The organism is Aeromonas sp. MR7, assembly GCF_963899385.1.
In the GTDB taxonomy this organism is placed as follows: Bacteria; Pseudomonadota; Gammaproteobacteria; order Enterobacterales; family Aeromonadaceae; genus Aeromonas; species Aeromonas bestiarum.
The window spans coordinates 142,256-157,087 of sequence record NZ_CAWQXH010000043.1 but is presented as its reverse complement, the minus strand read 5'-3'; the positions used below and the strand labels follow the sequence as shown (position 1 = coordinate 157,087).

16 protein-coding genes are annotated in these 14,832 nt (G+C 61.5%); 6 read left to right on the top strand and 10 right to left on the bottom strand.

Translation table 11 applies throughout. The features are described from left to right. The first annotated feature begins 24 nt into the window (after positions 1-24). Positions 25-1,599 (top strand): EAL domain-containing protein, encoded by a 1,575-nt coding sequence (locus AACW87_RS16810; RefSeq protein ID WP_241325609.1) that lies wholly within the window; start codon positions 25-27, stop codon positions 1,597-1,599. 4 nt (positions 1,600-1,603) lie between these two features. On the opposite strand, the gene AACW87_RS16805 is transcribed toward AACW87_RS16810, so the two are convergent. After that, on the bottom strand, positions 1,604-2,512 hold the full coding sequence (locus AACW87_RS16805; protein ID WP_241325608.1) for a LysR family transcriptional regulator: 909 nt from the start codon (positions 2,510-2,512) through the stop codon (positions 1,604-1,606). A gap of 76 nt (positions 2,513-2,588) precedes the next feature. On the opposite strand from AACW87_RS16805, the gene AACW87_RS16800 reads away from it, so the two are divergent. From AACW87_RS16800 to mdtD, 4 genes are all read left to right on the top strand, one after another. Further along, positions 2,589-3,206, top strand: a complete 618-nt coding sequence (locus tag AACW87_RS16800; protein WP_241325607.1) for a LysE family transporter — start codon at positions 2,589-2,591, stop codon at positions 3,204-3,206. 117 nt (positions 3,207-3,323) lie between these two features. Beyond that, entirely contained in the window at positions 3,324-4,718 is a 1,395-nt protein-coding gene (locus AACW87_RS16795; protein ID WP_241325606.1) for a D-arabinono-1,4-lactone oxidase, read from the top strand. 71 nt (positions 4,719-4,789) lie between these two features. Beyond that, positions 4,790-5,917: a CobW family GTP-binding protein gene (locus tag AACW87_RS16790; RefSeq protein ID WP_241325605.1), complete on the top strand. Its 1,128-nt coding sequence runs from the start codon at positions 4,790-4,792 to the stop codon at positions 5,915-5,917. Between the two features lie 61 nt (positions 5,918-5,978). After that, on the top strand, positions 5,979-7,367 hold the full coding sequence (mdtD, locus tag AACW87_RS16785) for a multidrug transporter subunit MdtD (protein WP_241325604.1): 1,389 nt from the start codon (positions 5,979-5,981) through the stop codon (positions 7,365-7,367). Between the two features lie 21 nt (positions 7,368-7,388). On the opposite strand, the gene AACW87_RS16780 is transcribed toward mdtD, so the two are convergent. From AACW87_RS16780 to folB, 3 genes are all read right to left on the bottom strand, one after another. Continuing rightward, complete coding sequence (locus AACW87_RS16780) at positions 7,389-7,877, bottom strand: YbaK/EbsC family protein (RefSeq protein WP_241325603.1); 489 nt, start codon at positions 7,875-7,877, stop codon at positions 7,389-7,391. A gap of 124 nt (positions 7,878-8,001) precedes the next feature. Further along, positions 8,002-8,511, bottom strand: coding sequence for a 2-amino-4-hydroxy-6-hydroxymethyldihydropteridine diphosphokinase (gene folK / locus AACW87_RS16775; protein WP_241325602.1), 510 nt, complete (start codon positions 8,509-8,511; stop codon positions 8,002-8,004). Beyond that, the gene (gene folB, locus AACW87_RS16770) at positions 8,511-8,882 is read right to left on the bottom strand and encodes a dihydroneopterin aldolase (protein ID WP_043137290.1); all 372 of its coding nucleotides are present in this window, start codon (positions 8,880-8,882) and stop codon (positions 8,511-8,513) included. The genes folK and folB overlap by 1 nt, the downstream gene beginning before the upstream one ends. 169 nt (positions 8,883-9,051) lie before the next feature. On the opposite strand from folB, the gene plsY reads away from it, so the two are divergent. Beyond that, positions 9,052-9,669: a glycerol-3-phosphate 1-O-acyltransferase PlsY gene (gene plsY, locus AACW87_RS16765; RefSeq protein ID WP_241325601.1), complete on the top strand. Its 618-nt coding sequence runs from the start codon at positions 9,052-9,054 to the stop codon at positions 9,667-9,669. Positions 9,670-9,728: 59 nt separating this feature from the next. Here the strand turns inward: plsY and citG are convergent, their stop codons facing one another. From citG to citC, 6 genes are read right to left on the bottom strand one after another with little or no spacing between them, the layout of a single operon-like run. Next, positions 9,729-10,562, bottom strand: a complete 834-nt coding sequence (citG, locus tag AACW87_RS16760) for a triphosphoribosyl-dephospho-CoA synthase CitG (RefSeq protein WP_241325600.1) — start codon at positions 10,560-10,562, stop codon at positions 9,729-9,731. Further along, the gene (gene citX, locus AACW87_RS22645) at positions 10,540-11,085 is read right to left on the bottom strand and encodes a citrate lyase holo-[acyl-carrier protein] synthase (RefSeq protein WP_445206858.1); all 546 of its coding nucleotides are present in this window, start codon (positions 11,083-11,085) and stop codon (positions 10,540-10,542) included. The genes citG and citX overlap by 23 nt, the downstream gene beginning before the upstream one ends. Beyond that, positions 11,082-12,602, bottom strand: a complete 1,521-nt coding sequence (citF, locus tag AACW87_RS16755) for a citrate lyase subunit alpha (protein WP_241325599.1) — start codon at positions 12,600-12,602, stop codon at positions 11,082-11,084. Before citF ends, citX begins: the two co-directional genes overlap by 4 nt. A 10-nt stretch (positions 12,603-12,612) precedes the next feature. Further along, positions 12,613-13,488 carry a citrate (pro-3S)-lyase subunit beta gene (citE, locus tag AACW87_RS16750; RefSeq protein WP_241325598.1) on the bottom strand — a complete coding sequence of 292 codons (876 nt, stop codon included), beginning with the start codon at positions 13,486-13,488 and terminating at the stop codon, positions 12,613-12,615. Further along, complete coding sequence (gene citD / locus AACW87_RS16745; RefSeq protein ID WP_241325597.1) at positions 13,485-13,778, bottom strand: citrate lyase acyl carrier protein; 294 nt, start codon at positions 13,776-13,778, stop codon at positions 13,485-13,487. The genes citE and citD overlap by 4 nt, the downstream gene beginning before the upstream one ends. Before the next feature lie 17 nt (positions 13,779-13,795). After that, positions 13,796-14,815, bottom strand: a complete 1,020-nt coding sequence (gene citC, locus AACW87_RS16740; protein ID WP_241325596.1) for a [citrate (pro-3S)-lyase] ligase — start codon at positions 14,813-14,815, stop codon at positions 13,796-13,798. Between the last annotated feature and the right edge of the window lie 17 nt (positions 14,816-14,832).

The window sequence follows — 14,832 nt, the reverse complement described above, 5'->3', positions numbered from 1 at the left end:
CCATGTTTGCTGTCTGGTCCCGCTATGTCGATGTCACTGCCCAACCTGGATTTCTCCCGTCCCTGGCTGCGTCTGGGGTGTACCCTGCTGCTGTTCACGCTGCCCCTCGCACTCGGGCTGTGGGTGCTCTACAACGGCCACCTGCAGATGCTGGATCGTCAGTCAGAGCGTTCGGCCCGGCAGGCGGTCACCCTGATGGAGACCATGCTGGCCCACGCCGAGAGCGCCAACCGTACCTTGTTGCCCTTCGTCGAACAGCCGTGCGAACAGGCCCTGTTCACCCTGCGTCAGCAGGTGGCGCTGGTGCCCTTCGTGCGTACCGTCAACCTGGTGAGGGAGCAGGGGATCTACTGCAACTCGCTGTTTGGCGCCATCCAGTGGCCGGATCGGGCCGAAAGTTACAGCGACGGACGGCTGCGGCTGCTGGCGGGCAATCAGGTGCGGGCCGATCACCCCCTGCTGGCGCTGCGTGATAGCGAGGGCAGGGGGGCCGCCTTCAGCACCATAGACGGCGATTATCTGCGCTTCATGCTGGTGCTGAGCGGGCGGCCCTGTACCCTGCTGCTGCACGTGGGCAAGCAGTGGCTGGATGAACGGGGCGTACTGAGCGAAGGGGGGCAGCCGTTGCCAACCCTGGCCAGTCATGAGGTCCGTTCCGACCGCTACCCGCTCTCGATATATGCCGGACACGAGATCCCCTCGCTCTGGTCCTCCCTGTGGCAGGCCCGGCAGTGGGCCATTATGGTGTTGTTTGGGCTCTGCTTCGGCTTTGCCCTGCTCATCTGGTGGTTGCTGGGACGGCCCCGCTCTCCCGTGGTGGAGCTGGCCCGCGCCCTGCGCAATCGGGAGTTTGTGCCCTATTTGCAACCGCTGGTGGCGGCGGGGAGCGAGCGGGTGATGGGGGCCGAGGTGTTGATGCGCTGGCAGCACCCGACGGCCGGGCTGATCTGCCCCGATCTCTTTATTCCCCAGGCGGAAGCTAGCGGTCTGATCGTGCCGATGACCACCCTGCTGATGGAAGAGGTGGCCCGCGAGCTGAGCATGGAGCGCGATCTGGTGCCCGACGGGTTTCACATCAGCTTCAACATCAGTGCCGCCCACTGCCGCGACATGGTGCTGCTTGCCGAGTGCCGGCGCTTCCTCGATCACTTCGCGCCGGGCCAGGTGGTACTGGTGCTGGAGCTGACCGAACGGGAGCTGCTGGTGGCGGATCCCCAGACCCTGGCGCTGTTTCGCCAGCTCGACGAAATGGGGGTCAGGTTGGCCATGGACGATTTTGGCACCGGCCACTCCAGTCTGCACTACCTGCAGCAGTTCCATGTGGACTATCTCAAGATAGATCAGTCGTTTATCGGCAGGATCGGCACCGAATCCCTGTCCGAGCACATAGTTGACAACGTGATCGATCTGGGGACCCGGCTCGGCCTCGCGCTGGTTGCCGAGGGGGTGGAGACGCGCCAGCAGGCCGACTACCTGAAAAGCAAAGGCGTCGACTACCTGCAGGGCTATCTGTTTGGCCGTCCGCTGCCGCTGCGCGACTTTCAGGCTGCGTTGGGCCAGCCGCAGGCCGAGCCCGCGACGTTGGCGGTCTCGGCCTGAGCCATCAGGTGAGGGATTGCAGCCAGTTCGCCAGCTTCTCATGGGGGCTGCCGGGAATCGGTGGCGCGGGGGCGAGCAGGTGATAGCCGGTGCCATCCGGGATGAATCCGAGCGGGGCGACCAGCAGGCCGGCGGCGACATCGTCGCACACCAGCCGGTAGGGGCCTATGGCGACGCCAAGGCCCGCCACGGCGGCCTGCAGGCTGAAGTAGAAGTGTTCGAAGGTCTGGGTCGGCGCCTCGTCGCTCGCAGTCTGTCCGGCCTGCGCCTGCCAGCTTTGCCAGGCGGCGGGACGGGTCCTGGTGTGCAGGCGGGGGGCCGAGGCGCGCAGAGCCGGCAGCTCTCCTCCTGGCTCGAAAAACTGCGCCACCTTGCCCGGCTGACAGACGGGCCCGGTCAGCTCCTCGAACAGCAGCTGGCTGTAAAGGTCATCAGGCCAGTGAAAGTCGTTGCGCCGAATGGCGAGATCTATGCCGTTGCCAAAGCTGAGGGCGCCGCCCCCCGCCATCAGATGCACGTCCAGCTCGGGGTGCAGGGCCTGGAAGGCGGGCCAGCGCGGGATCAGCCAGCGCATCAGCAGGGTGGGCTCGCAGGAGATGACCAGCGACTGGGGCTTGCTCTGCTGGCGCAGCGCCTGCGCCGTCTGCCGGATCCTGCTCAGCCCCTCCCTGACGGCCTCATGGAGCCTGCTGCCCGCCTCGGTCAGAAAGACCCGGCGCTGGCGACGCTCGAACAGCGGGATCCCCAGATCCTCCTCCAGCAGGCGCACCGCCCGGCTGATGGCGCCATGGGTGAGATGCAGCTCATCGGCGGCGCGGCTGAAGTTTTCGGTGCGGGCAGCCACCTCGAAACAGCGCAGGGCCGTCAGGGAGGGGAGGGAGAGGTCTTTCTGTGAGTTATTATCACCATTCATGTCAGAAGTTATCGTTCGTTATTGGTGCGGATGCCAAATAAAATAGCCGATATCTCTCAGCATCAGGACTCTTTTCATGACCGAACTGTTAGCCGTAGTGGCCATTACCTTCTTTGCCGTCATCAGCCCGGGGCCCGATTTTGCCATGGTGTCGCGCAACAGCCTGCTGCTCTCCCGTCGCACCGGCGTGCTGACGGCGCTCGGCATAGCGGCCGGGGTCTGCGTCCATGTGACCTACACCCTGCTGGGGGTCGGCCTGTTGATCCAGCAGTCGCTCTGGCTGTTCAACCTCATCAAGCTGGCGGGGGCCGCCTACCTCATCTTCCTCGGCATCAAGATGCTGCGCGCCAGGCCTGTGACCCTTGAGGAGGCGGTCAGCCAGCCAACCCTCTCCAGCCTGGGGGCGCTGCGCACCGGGTTTCTGACCAATGTGCTCAACCCCAAGACCACCATCTTCATCGTCAGCCTGTTCATGCAGGTGGTGCAGCCGCAGACGGCGCTGGCGGTCCAGCTCGGCTATGGCGCCTTCATAGTGCTGGCCCACGCCCTCTGGTTCAGCGCTATGGCGATCTTCTTTTCCACCGCGTCGGTTCGAGCCCGCTTGCTGGCGGTGCGCCACTGGATCGACCGGGTGTTTGGCGGCCTGCTGGTGGGATTCGGCATGCTGCTGGCACTGACCCAGCAATCGCGCTGAGGGAGTGGGGGAGTCATCCCCCTTATCCACCCCCGACTGTAGGGGCTTGTTTTTCATGCCTTGTGGTCCGCTTTTCGGTAGAATTGCCGCTCATTTTGAAGTCAGATGAGGCGCGGTATGACGGTCAAGTTCCAGGCATTTCACAGCATCAAGGCGATCAACAATCGGGAGGTGCTGTTCAACTGGTCCAGGACCAACCCCCTCGGCGCCCTGGATCAGGTGTGGCGCCCGACCCATAGCGACGAGCTGCAGGCGCTGCTGCGTGAACACCCCGAGCGCAAGCTGCGGCTGATCGGCTCAGGCCTCTCCTTCGAACCCATCCACAGCGTCTATGCCGAGGGCAGTCAGGCGCTGCTGGTGGACCTGTACCACCTGCGCGGCCAGCTGGCGCAGACCGCGGATACCGTCACCTATCAGGCGGGCACGCCGCTCGATACCGTCTACGCCGATCTCATCGCCATGGAGCGGATGCTGCCGGCATCCCCGGGCGTCATTGGCATCCAGACGCTGGGCGGTGCGCTCAGCACAGGCACCCATGGTCAGGGGCTGCACCAGTCCGCCCTGTGCGATACCGTGGAGGCGATGACTGTGATGCTGGCCAATGGCGACATCATCCGGGTGGATCGCACCGATCCGCGCTTCGGCGCCTTCGTGATGGGCATGGGCATGCTCGGCATACTGCTCGACGTCACCCTGCGCACAGTGCCCAACCGCATCATGCGCTGCACCAAGTTCACCACCGACTATCCCTTCCTGCTGGAACACAACGAGCGGCTCAACCGCGAGCACGGCTTCGTGAAGAGCTGGTGGTTCGCCTGGACCGGCGAGAGCCACATCTGGCTGGTGGATCCCGCCTCCGAGGAGGAGGTGGCCCGCTACCGCGCCGCCGGCAGCGAGCCGCTGCTGCTGGAGGGGGATATTGACGCCCGCATGAACGCCACCATAGATGCCACCCTGCAGAAGATGGCGAAAGACACCAAGGACGAGGCTCTGGCCGGGGAGCACTTCGAGACGGTGCGCCGTTTCAAGGATGCCTCCGATCTGGTGGGCAACGTCTACCAGATCCTCTGCAAGGGGATACCTGCACCCCAGATCAATTGCGAGGTGGCGGTGCCGCTGCATCGCATGAACGAGGCGCTGGCGATCCTGCAGGCCTGGCAGCAGGCCAACCCCGGTGTGCTGCACTATCCCTTTATCCTGCGCTGTACCGGTCCCTCCGAGGCCTGGCTCAGCGCCGCCTATGATCAGTCGGTCTGCTGGGTCGGTTTTCTGGTCTATCTGGCGGCAGACGGCACCTTCGTCAACGGCTCCATGGAGCAGATGCGCGAGCTGCAGCAACTGCTGGTGCCGCTCGGCGGCATTCCCCATTTCGGCAAGCACCTGGCGATGGATCTCTACGACTTCCCGGCCCTGCTGCCGCGCTGGAATGACTTCCTGGCCCTCAAGGGCGAGCTCGATCCCCATGGCCGCTTCGAGAACCGCTGGCTCAGCGATCTGTTCGCCAACCGGTAAGGATTGAACATGACCCATATGCAAGATACCCGCGTACCCATCACCCTGCCGACCAGAGGGGAGTCATCCATATGACAGACATGCAAGACACCCGAATTCCCGTGACCCTGCTGACCGGCTTCCTCGGCAGCGGCAAGACCACACTGCTCAACCACTGGGTCAAGCAGCCGGAGCTCGGCGAGTGCGCCGTGCTGATCAACGAGTTCGGCTCTGTGGGACTGGATCACCATCTGGTACAGCAGGTGGACGAGCAGGTGGTGCTGCTCGATTCCGGCTGCATCTGCTGCTCGGTACAGGGCTCCCTGGTGGAGGCGTTGCAAGGGCTGTTTATGAAGGCCATTCAGCGCAAGATCAAACCGTTCAAGCGGTTGATTATCGAAACCACAGGTCTGGCCGATCCGGCCCCCGTGCTGTTTACCCTGCGCGAAGAGGGCTTTATTGCCCAGCGTTACCGTTTCGACGGCACAGTCACAGTAGTGGATGCCGGCCATATCGAGCAGCAGCTGGCGGCTCAGTATGAAGCGGTGAAACAGGTGGCGCTGGCGGATCTGTTGGTGGTGAGTAAGGGGGATCTGGTGGATGGCGAGCAGCTGGAGCGGGTCGAGGCCCAGCTGGCGGCCCTCAATCCGGCGGCCCCCATCGAGCGGGTCAGCAATGGCGAGCTGTCGCCTGCGGTGCTGGATAAGCTGGGTGCCTACAACGAGGCGGCCGGGCGCGACGTGCTCCAGCTGCTGGCCTGGTTGCGCACCGAATCCCCGAAGCAGGGGCTGGCTTCGCCGATGCAGCCCAAGATGAAGCCGTTCGCCGCCAAGGTGGGCACGGCCACGCCGACTCATTTCGAGCACGGCAACATTGAAAGTTTCTCTCTGCGTATCGGCGAGCCGCTCAAGCCGGCCCGTCTGCTGGCCGCCATCGATGCGGTGCAGGTCCAATACGGCGATGCCCTGCTGCGGCTCAAGGGGATCTTGCAACTGGAAGGGGAGAGCCAGCCCGTGGTGATCCACGGCGTACACGGCCAGCTCTATCCGTTGCAGGCATTGGGAGATTGGCCGGAGGGCAAGGCCCAGTCCCGGCTGGTGTTTATCGTGAAAAGTCAGGACAAGGCGGGGATAGAGCGGCTGTTCCTGGATACGCTCAAGGCCCCCGAGCCCAGTCTGGAAGAGCAGCTCAGAGCCATGCTCGGCCAGCCTGATGCTTGATGTAATGAGATGACTCGCTTTCGTGCGGGTCTTTTTTTATCTGAAGAGGAGGTGGCTGCTCATGCCCGATAGCACACACATGGTTACGCCTGCCCAACGCAAGTGGCTGCCGCCGCTGACGGCGGTCGGCTTCTTCATGCAGACCCTGGATGGCACCATACTCAACACCGCCCTGCCCAGCATGGCCGAGACCCTGGGTGAGAGCCCGCTGCAGATGCAGTCGGTGATCATCGCCTACATGCTGACGGTGGCACTGCTCATTCCCGCCTCCGGCTGGCTGGCGGACAGATTCGGCACCCGCCGCATCTATCTGGCCGCCATACTGCTGTTCACCCTGGGATCGCTGGCCTGCGCCGCCTCCAACTCCCTCTCCATGCTGGTGGCGGCCCGTGTGCTGCAAGGCATAGGCGGCGCCCTGCTGATGCCGGTGGGACGCCTCGCCGTGCTGCGGGTCTACAGCAAGCACGAGCTGTTGCGGGTGATGTCGTTCGTCACCATCCCCGGCCTGGTGGGGCCCTTGATCGGCCCGGCACTGGGCGGCTGGCTGGTGGAGGTGGCGAGCTGGCACTGGGTGTTTCTCATCAATCTGCCGGTGGGCATACTCGGCTTTATCGCCAGCTGGCACTTCATGCCCGACCTGCGGCAGGGCACGGCCAAGTTCGACTGGCAGGGTTTCGTGATGTTCAGCGCCGGCATGGTGCTGGTGTCGGTGGGCTTGCAGGGGCTGGGCGAGCACAGCATCTCCACCGGCTGGGCACTGTTTGCCCTGCTGTTCGGGCTGGCCGTCATGGCGAGTTACTGGCTCTATGCCGCCAATGCCGAGGAGCCGCTGTTCAGTCTGGCGCTGTTCAAGACCAGCACCTTCGCCATCGGCGTCTGGGGCAACCTGTTTGCCCGCCTCGGCAGCGGTGCCATGCCCTTCCTCACCCCGCTCTTCCTGCAGCTGGGGCTCGGTTTTTCGCCGAGCAAGGCGGGGATGACCATGATCCCCACAGTGCTCGGCGCCATGCTGACCAAGACGCTGGTGAACAAGCTCATTCCGAAGGTGGGTTATCGGCGCATCCTGATCGGCAATACCCTGGCGCTGGGGGCCATGATCGCCAGCTTCTACTTCATCGACAACCAGCTGCCCTACGGGGTGCTGCTGGGCTGGCTGATGGTGTTTGGCGCCATCAACTCGCTGCAGTTCTCCGCCATGAACACGCTCACGCTGCAAGACTTGAGCGCCGAGCATGCCAGCAGCGGCAACGGCCTGCTGTCGGTGGTGATGCAGCTCTCCATGAGTCTTGGGGTGGCGATTGCCGCCAGCCTGCTGGGGCTCTTCTCGGCCGGTTCATCGGCGGCGGATGGCCAATGGCTGGGAGGCTTTCACCTCACCTATCTCTGCATAGGTCTCATGTCCATGCTGGCGGCGCTGATCTTTGCCCAGCTGGCGCGGGACAAGGGGTGAGCGGGGTTGTGCCGTCGGCAGTCAGGCTGATGGCGCAGGCAGGTAGCTGACCTGACAGGGCAGTTGCTCCAGCACGTGGGCCAGATGGGCCGTCTCCAGCAGAAAGGTCTGCTCCGGGTGGCCCGGCGTCCAGGTGAAGGCGTGATGACCCATCAGTTGAAGGTCTACCAGCAGCGGGATATCGGCGCGGGGCAGGAAGGGGCAGACGGCGCCCGGCAGGCAGCCAATCTCGGCCTGCATCTCCTCGGCGGTGCAGATGGAGGGCTTGGCACCGAGTGCGGCCTTGACCGCCTTGTTGTCGAGCCGCCCGTCCCTGTGGGTCAGCAGCAGGGCGAAGCGGCCATCCTTGAACTTGAGAAACAGGGTCTTGCTGAATTCGGCCTGCCAGCCGAGGCGGGCTTTCACCTGTTCGTCGGTGGCGTAATCCAGAATGGGTTCATGCTGGTAGCGCTGATGGGGCAGCCCGGCCAGCAGCCGGCAGTTGAAGTCGTGAATGGTGTCGAGCGGCATGGGGGTCTCCTGTGGCGAGCCTTATCCTGCCAGTCGTGGCGGGACGGGCCCAATCACACTTTCTGATGGCGGATAAGCCGCCTTGCAAGATGCAACAAGGGCACCCTCGGGTGCCCTTGTTGATTCAGTGATGTTGCAGCTCGCACGCTTCCCAGTGAAAGGGGATGGGGCAGAGTTGCTGGGAGGCCTTGTCGTAACCCTGCCACAGCTGGCCCAGCGTGCGACCATCGAGCGGGTGACGCAGGCTCGGTGCCAGTTCGGCCAGCGGCCAGAGCACGAAGGCGTTGGTGAGGATCTCGCCGCGGGGCAGGGCGACCGGCGTCTCGCAGACCAGATCGCCATAGAGCAGCAGATCCAGATCCAGAGTGCGCGGAGCGAATTTCTTGGCATCCGGCTCGCGGCCGTGGGCGAACTCCATGGCACGCAGCCGTTGGCACAGGGTTGCCAGCGGCAGGTCTGTGTCGGCACCGACCACCAGGTTGTAGAATGGGCGTCCATTGAAGCCCACCGCCTCGCTCTCGAATACCCGGGAGACAGCCAGCTCGCCAAACTCCGCCTGCAGGGCATCGAGGCCGGCGCGGATATGGTGCTCCCGCTCTATGTTGGAGCCCAGGCTGATATAGATACGGGTCATCAGTTGGCGCTCGTGGCCGGAGTCCGGTGGCGCAGGATCTCGACCCCGACGCCGGCGGCATTGGGCACGGCGCCCGGTTTGGTCAGGGTGACCTTGACCCATTGCACCCGCTCATCGGCCAGCACCAGCATGGCGACCTGCTCGGCCATGGTTTCGACCAGCTCCACCACCTTGCTGGAGGCGTGATCACAAATCTTGCGCGAGAGGGTGGCGTAATCCAGTGCCAGATTGATATCGTCGGTTGCTGCGGCGGGACGGTTGTCAAAGCCCATTTCGAGGTCGAAACAGAGCTTCTGGCGAATGCCTTTCTCCCACTCATAGACACCAATAGTGGTCAAAACCTCGAGTCCGCGAATAAACACCTTGTCCATGACAGTACTTCTTCTTTACTCTTGATGGGCTGTGATAACAGCGCAGGGATGCAGGCCTGGCAACCAGTTTGCCGCGCGGTCGGTTTGGACGACACGCTTTTGGGCAACGCCAAGCCAGAGAATGTGGCCCGCATCATACCCCATTCATATCGTGGTAAAAACGACCAAGATGACGGCCCTGACGATTTTGATGATTATTCTGGCCTACCTGGGCGGCTCGCTGTCCAGTGCCGTGCTGGTTTCCCGCATCACGGGTCTGCCGGATCCTCGCGATCATGGCTCCCACAATCCGGGTGCGACCAATGTGTTGCGCCTCGGTGGCCGTGTGGCTGCCGTTGTGGTGTTGCTGCTCGACGTGCTCAAGGGCACGGCCCCCGTCTATCTCGCCTGGTATCTGCAAATCAAACCCGTCTACCTCGGCTTCATCGGGGTGGCAGCCTGCCTCGGCCACATGTACCCCATCTTCTTCCACTTCCGGGGCGGCAAGGGGGTGGCGACGGCACTCGGCACCATGATGCCCATCGGTTTCACCATGGGCGGGGCCGTCATCGGTACCTGGCTGGTCGTGCTGCTGGTGAGCGGCTACTCGTCGCTGGCCTCCATCATTACCGTGCTGTTGACGCCGCTCTTTACCTACCTGCTCAAACCCGAATACACGCTGCCAGTCTCGTTGCTCTCCTGCCTCATTCTGATCCGCCATCATGAGAACATTGCCCGCCTGTTGAAAGGGGAGGAGCCCAGAGTCTGGGGGCGAAAGGGGGGAGAAAAGCAAAAAGAGGAGTCGTAGCGACTCTGCAGGCAACCCCTTGGGGGGCTGGGTTCATCATGACTAGTTGTGCCGGTCAGTTATGGGACCAGTTCGGCCAGAACGCAGGCGACGGCCAGCAAGTCGGCGCTGCCGCCAGGGCTCAGATGCTTGGCGATCAAGGCTCTGTCCATCTCTTGCAGCCTTGCCAGGTCCCACCCATTGTTCAGCAGGTTTTGCGCATAACTCTGAACGTAGCGCAGGCCAGCAATACCGCCTCGGGAGACCAGGTTACTGTCGTTATTGGTCGCCATCAGCCTTAACAAGGCATGGTGCAACTGTCGCTCCCCCTGCTCGGCATGCCAATGTGGCAGGACGAAGCGCCTTATCGTAGCAAAACCGCTTTCCACTTCACCTCGCGCTCCCGTCAGGGCAAATTGCTGAAATTGACGCTCACCTGCCGTGCTGGGATGGGGTGTGTGGTGCAACTCTCGACTGACCAGTCCCTGACAGATTTCACTGACCGTCCGGCAGACATTGTCGCTCGTCACGGGCCTGCTTTGTCCCTGCAGACGACCGGCGGCAAAGCAGAGCAGACCCAGTGAAAAGATCCCGCCTTTATGGGTATTCACCCCGCCCGTTGCGTTGAGCATATCCTGCTCGCAGGCCATCCCTGCCGGGCGTACCAGCGCCAGTTGTCTATCCGGTGCCTGCAGGGCATTTGCTCTGCCCATCTCTTCAAAGATGGTCAGCCAAGGGGTGATTGCGGCAATGCTGCGCAAGAACAGCGGGTAATCCATATCGGAGTGCGAGCCCGAGTTTGCTTGATCCACCAAACCCGGTTTGGGGGTCAAATCCAGCTCCTGAAGCAGTGCCCGGGCAGCGATAGCCGGGACATCGATGGCATGGCGTTTAAGGGCGAGTGAAGCAGTCATCGATTAACTCCTCGATTCGTTTGACTAGCTCTGGGAGCGGGTGGCGGCGTGAGCGGGCACAACCGTGCGCCGGTTCATCACATATCAGGCATCGACGGAGAGGTTCGCCCAGGGCGCGTCGTCCAATCTGGCCGGACTGATGACAAACGACATCGAGATCCCATAGTCTGCCAAGGGGGTGGGTTCGTTCCAGCGCGACACAGGCGGTTTTAATGTCGGTGGCGGAGTGGGCAATGGACCATAGCCCTTCCGGGCCTGTGGGTAGCCACAGAACCTGGTGGTCTATGACCTGCCATTGCTGTGCTAGCAGCAGTTGATGGCATTGTGTGATGGCGGTCTGCATGCATTGGCGGTAACGGGGGTTATCTTTTATGACCCCCGGCGTGACCAAAGTGAGTGAAATGATGGGGTGCTGGTAACGTGTCAGCCACTCTTGCTGGCGTGCTGCGCGGCACTCCTTTGCCGCCAGCAGTTGCTTCAGGTTGACCCCCGTCAGAGCGGGGGACTCTTTATCACTTATCAACTCTCTTTCACCTCTCGTACCGTATCGATAACACTCCCGTCGCGATAGCGGATCACGCCGACAATCTTGTCGGTAAATTCGATCGCTTTCGGTTTACCCGTCAGTGAGATGGCTTTCTCATAAAGCGCCTCGATATCGACCAGTTTCAGCCCCGCCGCGGCCAGTCGCGCACGAATTTCCGGACGTGCCGGATTCACCGCGATCCCGTGATCGGTGACCAGTACATCAATGCTCTCGCCCGGTGTCAGTCGGGTGGTGACCTGCTTCACTACGGTCGGGATGCGGCTGCGCAGCAAGGGAGCCACCACAATGGTGAGATTGGCGGCCGCGGCGACATCGCAGTGACCGCCGGATGCACCACGCATCACCCCGTCCGAGCCGGTGATCACGTTGACGTTAAAATCGACGTCAATTTCCAGTGCGCTCAGAATGACGATGTCCAGTTGGTCGCAGCAGGTCGCCTTGCTGCCCGGATTGGCATAGACGTTGGTGGAGATCTCTATGTGATTGGGGTTGCGAGCCAGAGAGGCTGCCGCTTGCCCATCAAAGCATTGGGTATCAAGCAGCTTTTCAATCAACCCTTTTTCATGCAGGTCGACCAGGCTGCCAGTGATGCCACCCAGAGCAAAACGGGCTTTGACGCCATTGCGCTCCATTTTTTCTGCCATGAAGCGGGTACAGGTTGTTGATGCCGCGCCGGAGCCGGTCTGCATCGAGAAGCCGTTCTTGAAGTAACCCGAGTGTTCAATCACATCGGCGGCAAAGCGGGCAATCAGCAGTTCGCGCGGGTTGCTGGTGACGCGGGCTGCGCCCACGCTGATTTTTGCCGGATCCCCAACGCTCTCCACTTTGACGATGTAATCGACCTGATCCTGGACCAGGCTGGCAGGCATATTGGGGAAGGGCACCAGCTCTTCGGTCATCAACACCACATGACGGGCGAAGTGGGCATCGACCATCGCGTAGCCGAGCGAACCACAGCAGGATGTGCCGTGGGTGCCATTGGCATTGCCAAACTCGTCGCTGCAGGGGACGCCAAGAAACGCCACGTCGATCTTCAGTTCGCCATCTTGCAGCAGTTTGACCCGTCCGCCATGGGAGTGGATCTGGACCGGTTCATCCATCAGACCATGGGAGATGGCGTCGGCCAGCTTGCCGCGCATGCCGGAGGTGTAAATCCGGGTGATCACCCCGTTTTTGATGTGCTCAATCAGCGCGTCATTACAGGTCATCAGGGAGCTGGAGGCCAGGGTCAGATTTTTGAAGCCCAGTTTGGCCAGCGTAGCTACGACCTGATTGATCACCTTGTCCCCTTCGCGAAAAGCGTGGTGGAACGAGATGGTCATGCCATCTTGCAGGCCGCAACGTGCAACCGCCTGCTCCAGGGATTCACACAGTTTGCGATTGTGCTTGGCTGCCTGATCTCCCAGCCAGGGGGTTGCGTTGTAGGCTCCGGCGAACGGGGTCAGTGCCCGCAGGTGAGGAAAATTGATATGGAGTTGTTCAGTCTGTTTCATGGTTGAATCCTTAACGGCGCACGCCGGAGGCTGCGGCGCGCTCCAGCACTACTTGGGCGTGATTGATAATGGGGGCATCCACCATTTTCCCGTTGAGGGAGACCACCCCCAATCCGTTGCGCTCACCCTCTTCGGCGGCCTCAATGATCCGCAGCGCGTGTTCGACGTCCTGTTGCGTCGGGGCATAAGCGTTATGCAACAGGTCGATTTGGCGCGGGTTGATCAGGGATTTGCCGTTAAAGCCCATGCGACGGATCAGCTCGACTTCCCGTAAAAAGCCGGCCTCGTCATTCACATCCGACCATACGACGTCAAAGGCATCGATGCCTGCGGCACGTGCCGCATGCAACACGGCGCAGCGGGCGTAAAACAGCTCGGTGCCATCTCCCCGTTCGGTTTGCATGTCCATGACGTAGTCAAAGGCCGCGAGGGCGATCCCGATCAGGCGCGGTGAGCTGCGGGCGATGGCGACTGCATTGATCACGCCAACAGCGGATTCGATGGCTGCCATCACCTTGGTCGAGCCAACCTCCCGGCCACATTCCCGCTCGATTCGTTCCAGATGGCCTTCAAGCTCATGGATATCATCGGGGGTATCGGTTTTCGGCAGGCGGATCACGTCCACGCCACCCCGGACTGCCGCTTCCAGATCGAGCAGGCCAAAGGGGGTGTTCAGTGGATTGATGCGGACCACGGTTTCGATATCCCGATACATGGGGTGCTGCAAGGCGTGGAAGACCAGCAATCTGGCCGAGTCTTTCTCCCGCAGTGCGACGGCATCCTCCAGATCAAACATGATGGAGTCGGGAGTGTAGATAAAGGCGGTCGAGAGCATGGCGGCATTGGCCCCCGGCAGGAACAGCATGCTGCGGCGAAGTTTTTTCATTGCAGTTTCTCCCAAGCAATCTGCTGCACATCGGTGGCACGCAATATTGCGCTTTGCAGGCGGGCACGAATGACGCAGTCCAGCGCCCCTTTATCCTCGATGATGATCAATCCCCGGGTGATGCCCATGGCATCGAGCGTGCTCTCCACGACCTGGCGGATCTGTTCGCCAAACTGTTTCATCACTTCGCTGTAGATTTTGATCTCCAACCCCTGATCAGAGGGGGCAATTTTTACCATCAGGTCGCTGGACTCCTGAGTTCCTGCCAGCGCCTCTCTTACTATGTTCATGGTGAATTCCTTAACTGCTATGCGACTTCCGCGCTGTAATGGGTTTCGAGATAGGCAAGGGTGCTCTCGGGGACGATCTTCCTGATCCGGGAAAAGAGCTGCTGCTGAAGCAAGCGACGGACTTCTGAGGCTGAAATCGCTTTATCGGCATCCTTGATACGCGGTATTTCCACCACATCAATTGTGCCAGCCAGCAGGTCATGCAGCGTCTGATTGTATTGCCGGGAAATCTGGCAAAACGGTTCAGTGCCGATGAAGCGATGGGTAATGCCCAGTGCGGGGGCGATGTAGTCGCGAAAGGTAATCACGTCTATTTCGCTCCAGGCTTGCTGCACCTTGCCGCTCTCTTTCAGGAAGTAGGTCGGAAATGTGGCGCGGGAGATGATGTATTGCGAACCTTCATGAACGGTCACATTCGCCAGGTTCGCCACACCGGCACGCACCATTTGCAGCCGGGCGTGGAACGGGAAAAAGGAGGCATCTTCCCGTACGACAAACAGATGAACCCAGTCGCACTGTTTGGCCGCTAGGGTGATCAGGTGATAATGGCCAAGGGTGAACGGATTGGCATTCATCACAATCGCCCCGACCTGTTTGCCTTCATGCCGGTAAGGGAGGAGCGAACGACAGTAACGGTCAACGCCACCGGGGGTGTTTTCCATCAAAATGGCATCATCGCCACTTTGGGCAATGGGCCAGAATCCACACTGTTCAAAACGCTCCCGGTTAGCCGGTTTGGTACAGAGGAACAGGTGAAAATGGCCCTGTTCCAGGGCCAGATGTTCTACTTCTGCCAGCAGCCGGGTGCTCAGGTTGGCACCGCGCAACTGCTTGTCGACCGCCACGCATTTAATGACGTTGTGTGCCAGACCGGCGCATCCCACCAATTTGAAGCCTGACCAGGCCTCGACAAAAAGGGTGATGTCGGCATCCAGCCCCAGACCATTGTCCGCGAGCAGGCTACGAAGCCGCTCAAGGCGCTCCGGCTGTTTGGCAACGTCGGTCAATCTGAAGTCAATTGTGGGTAGTGACTGCATAGTCTTGTCCGCGCTCT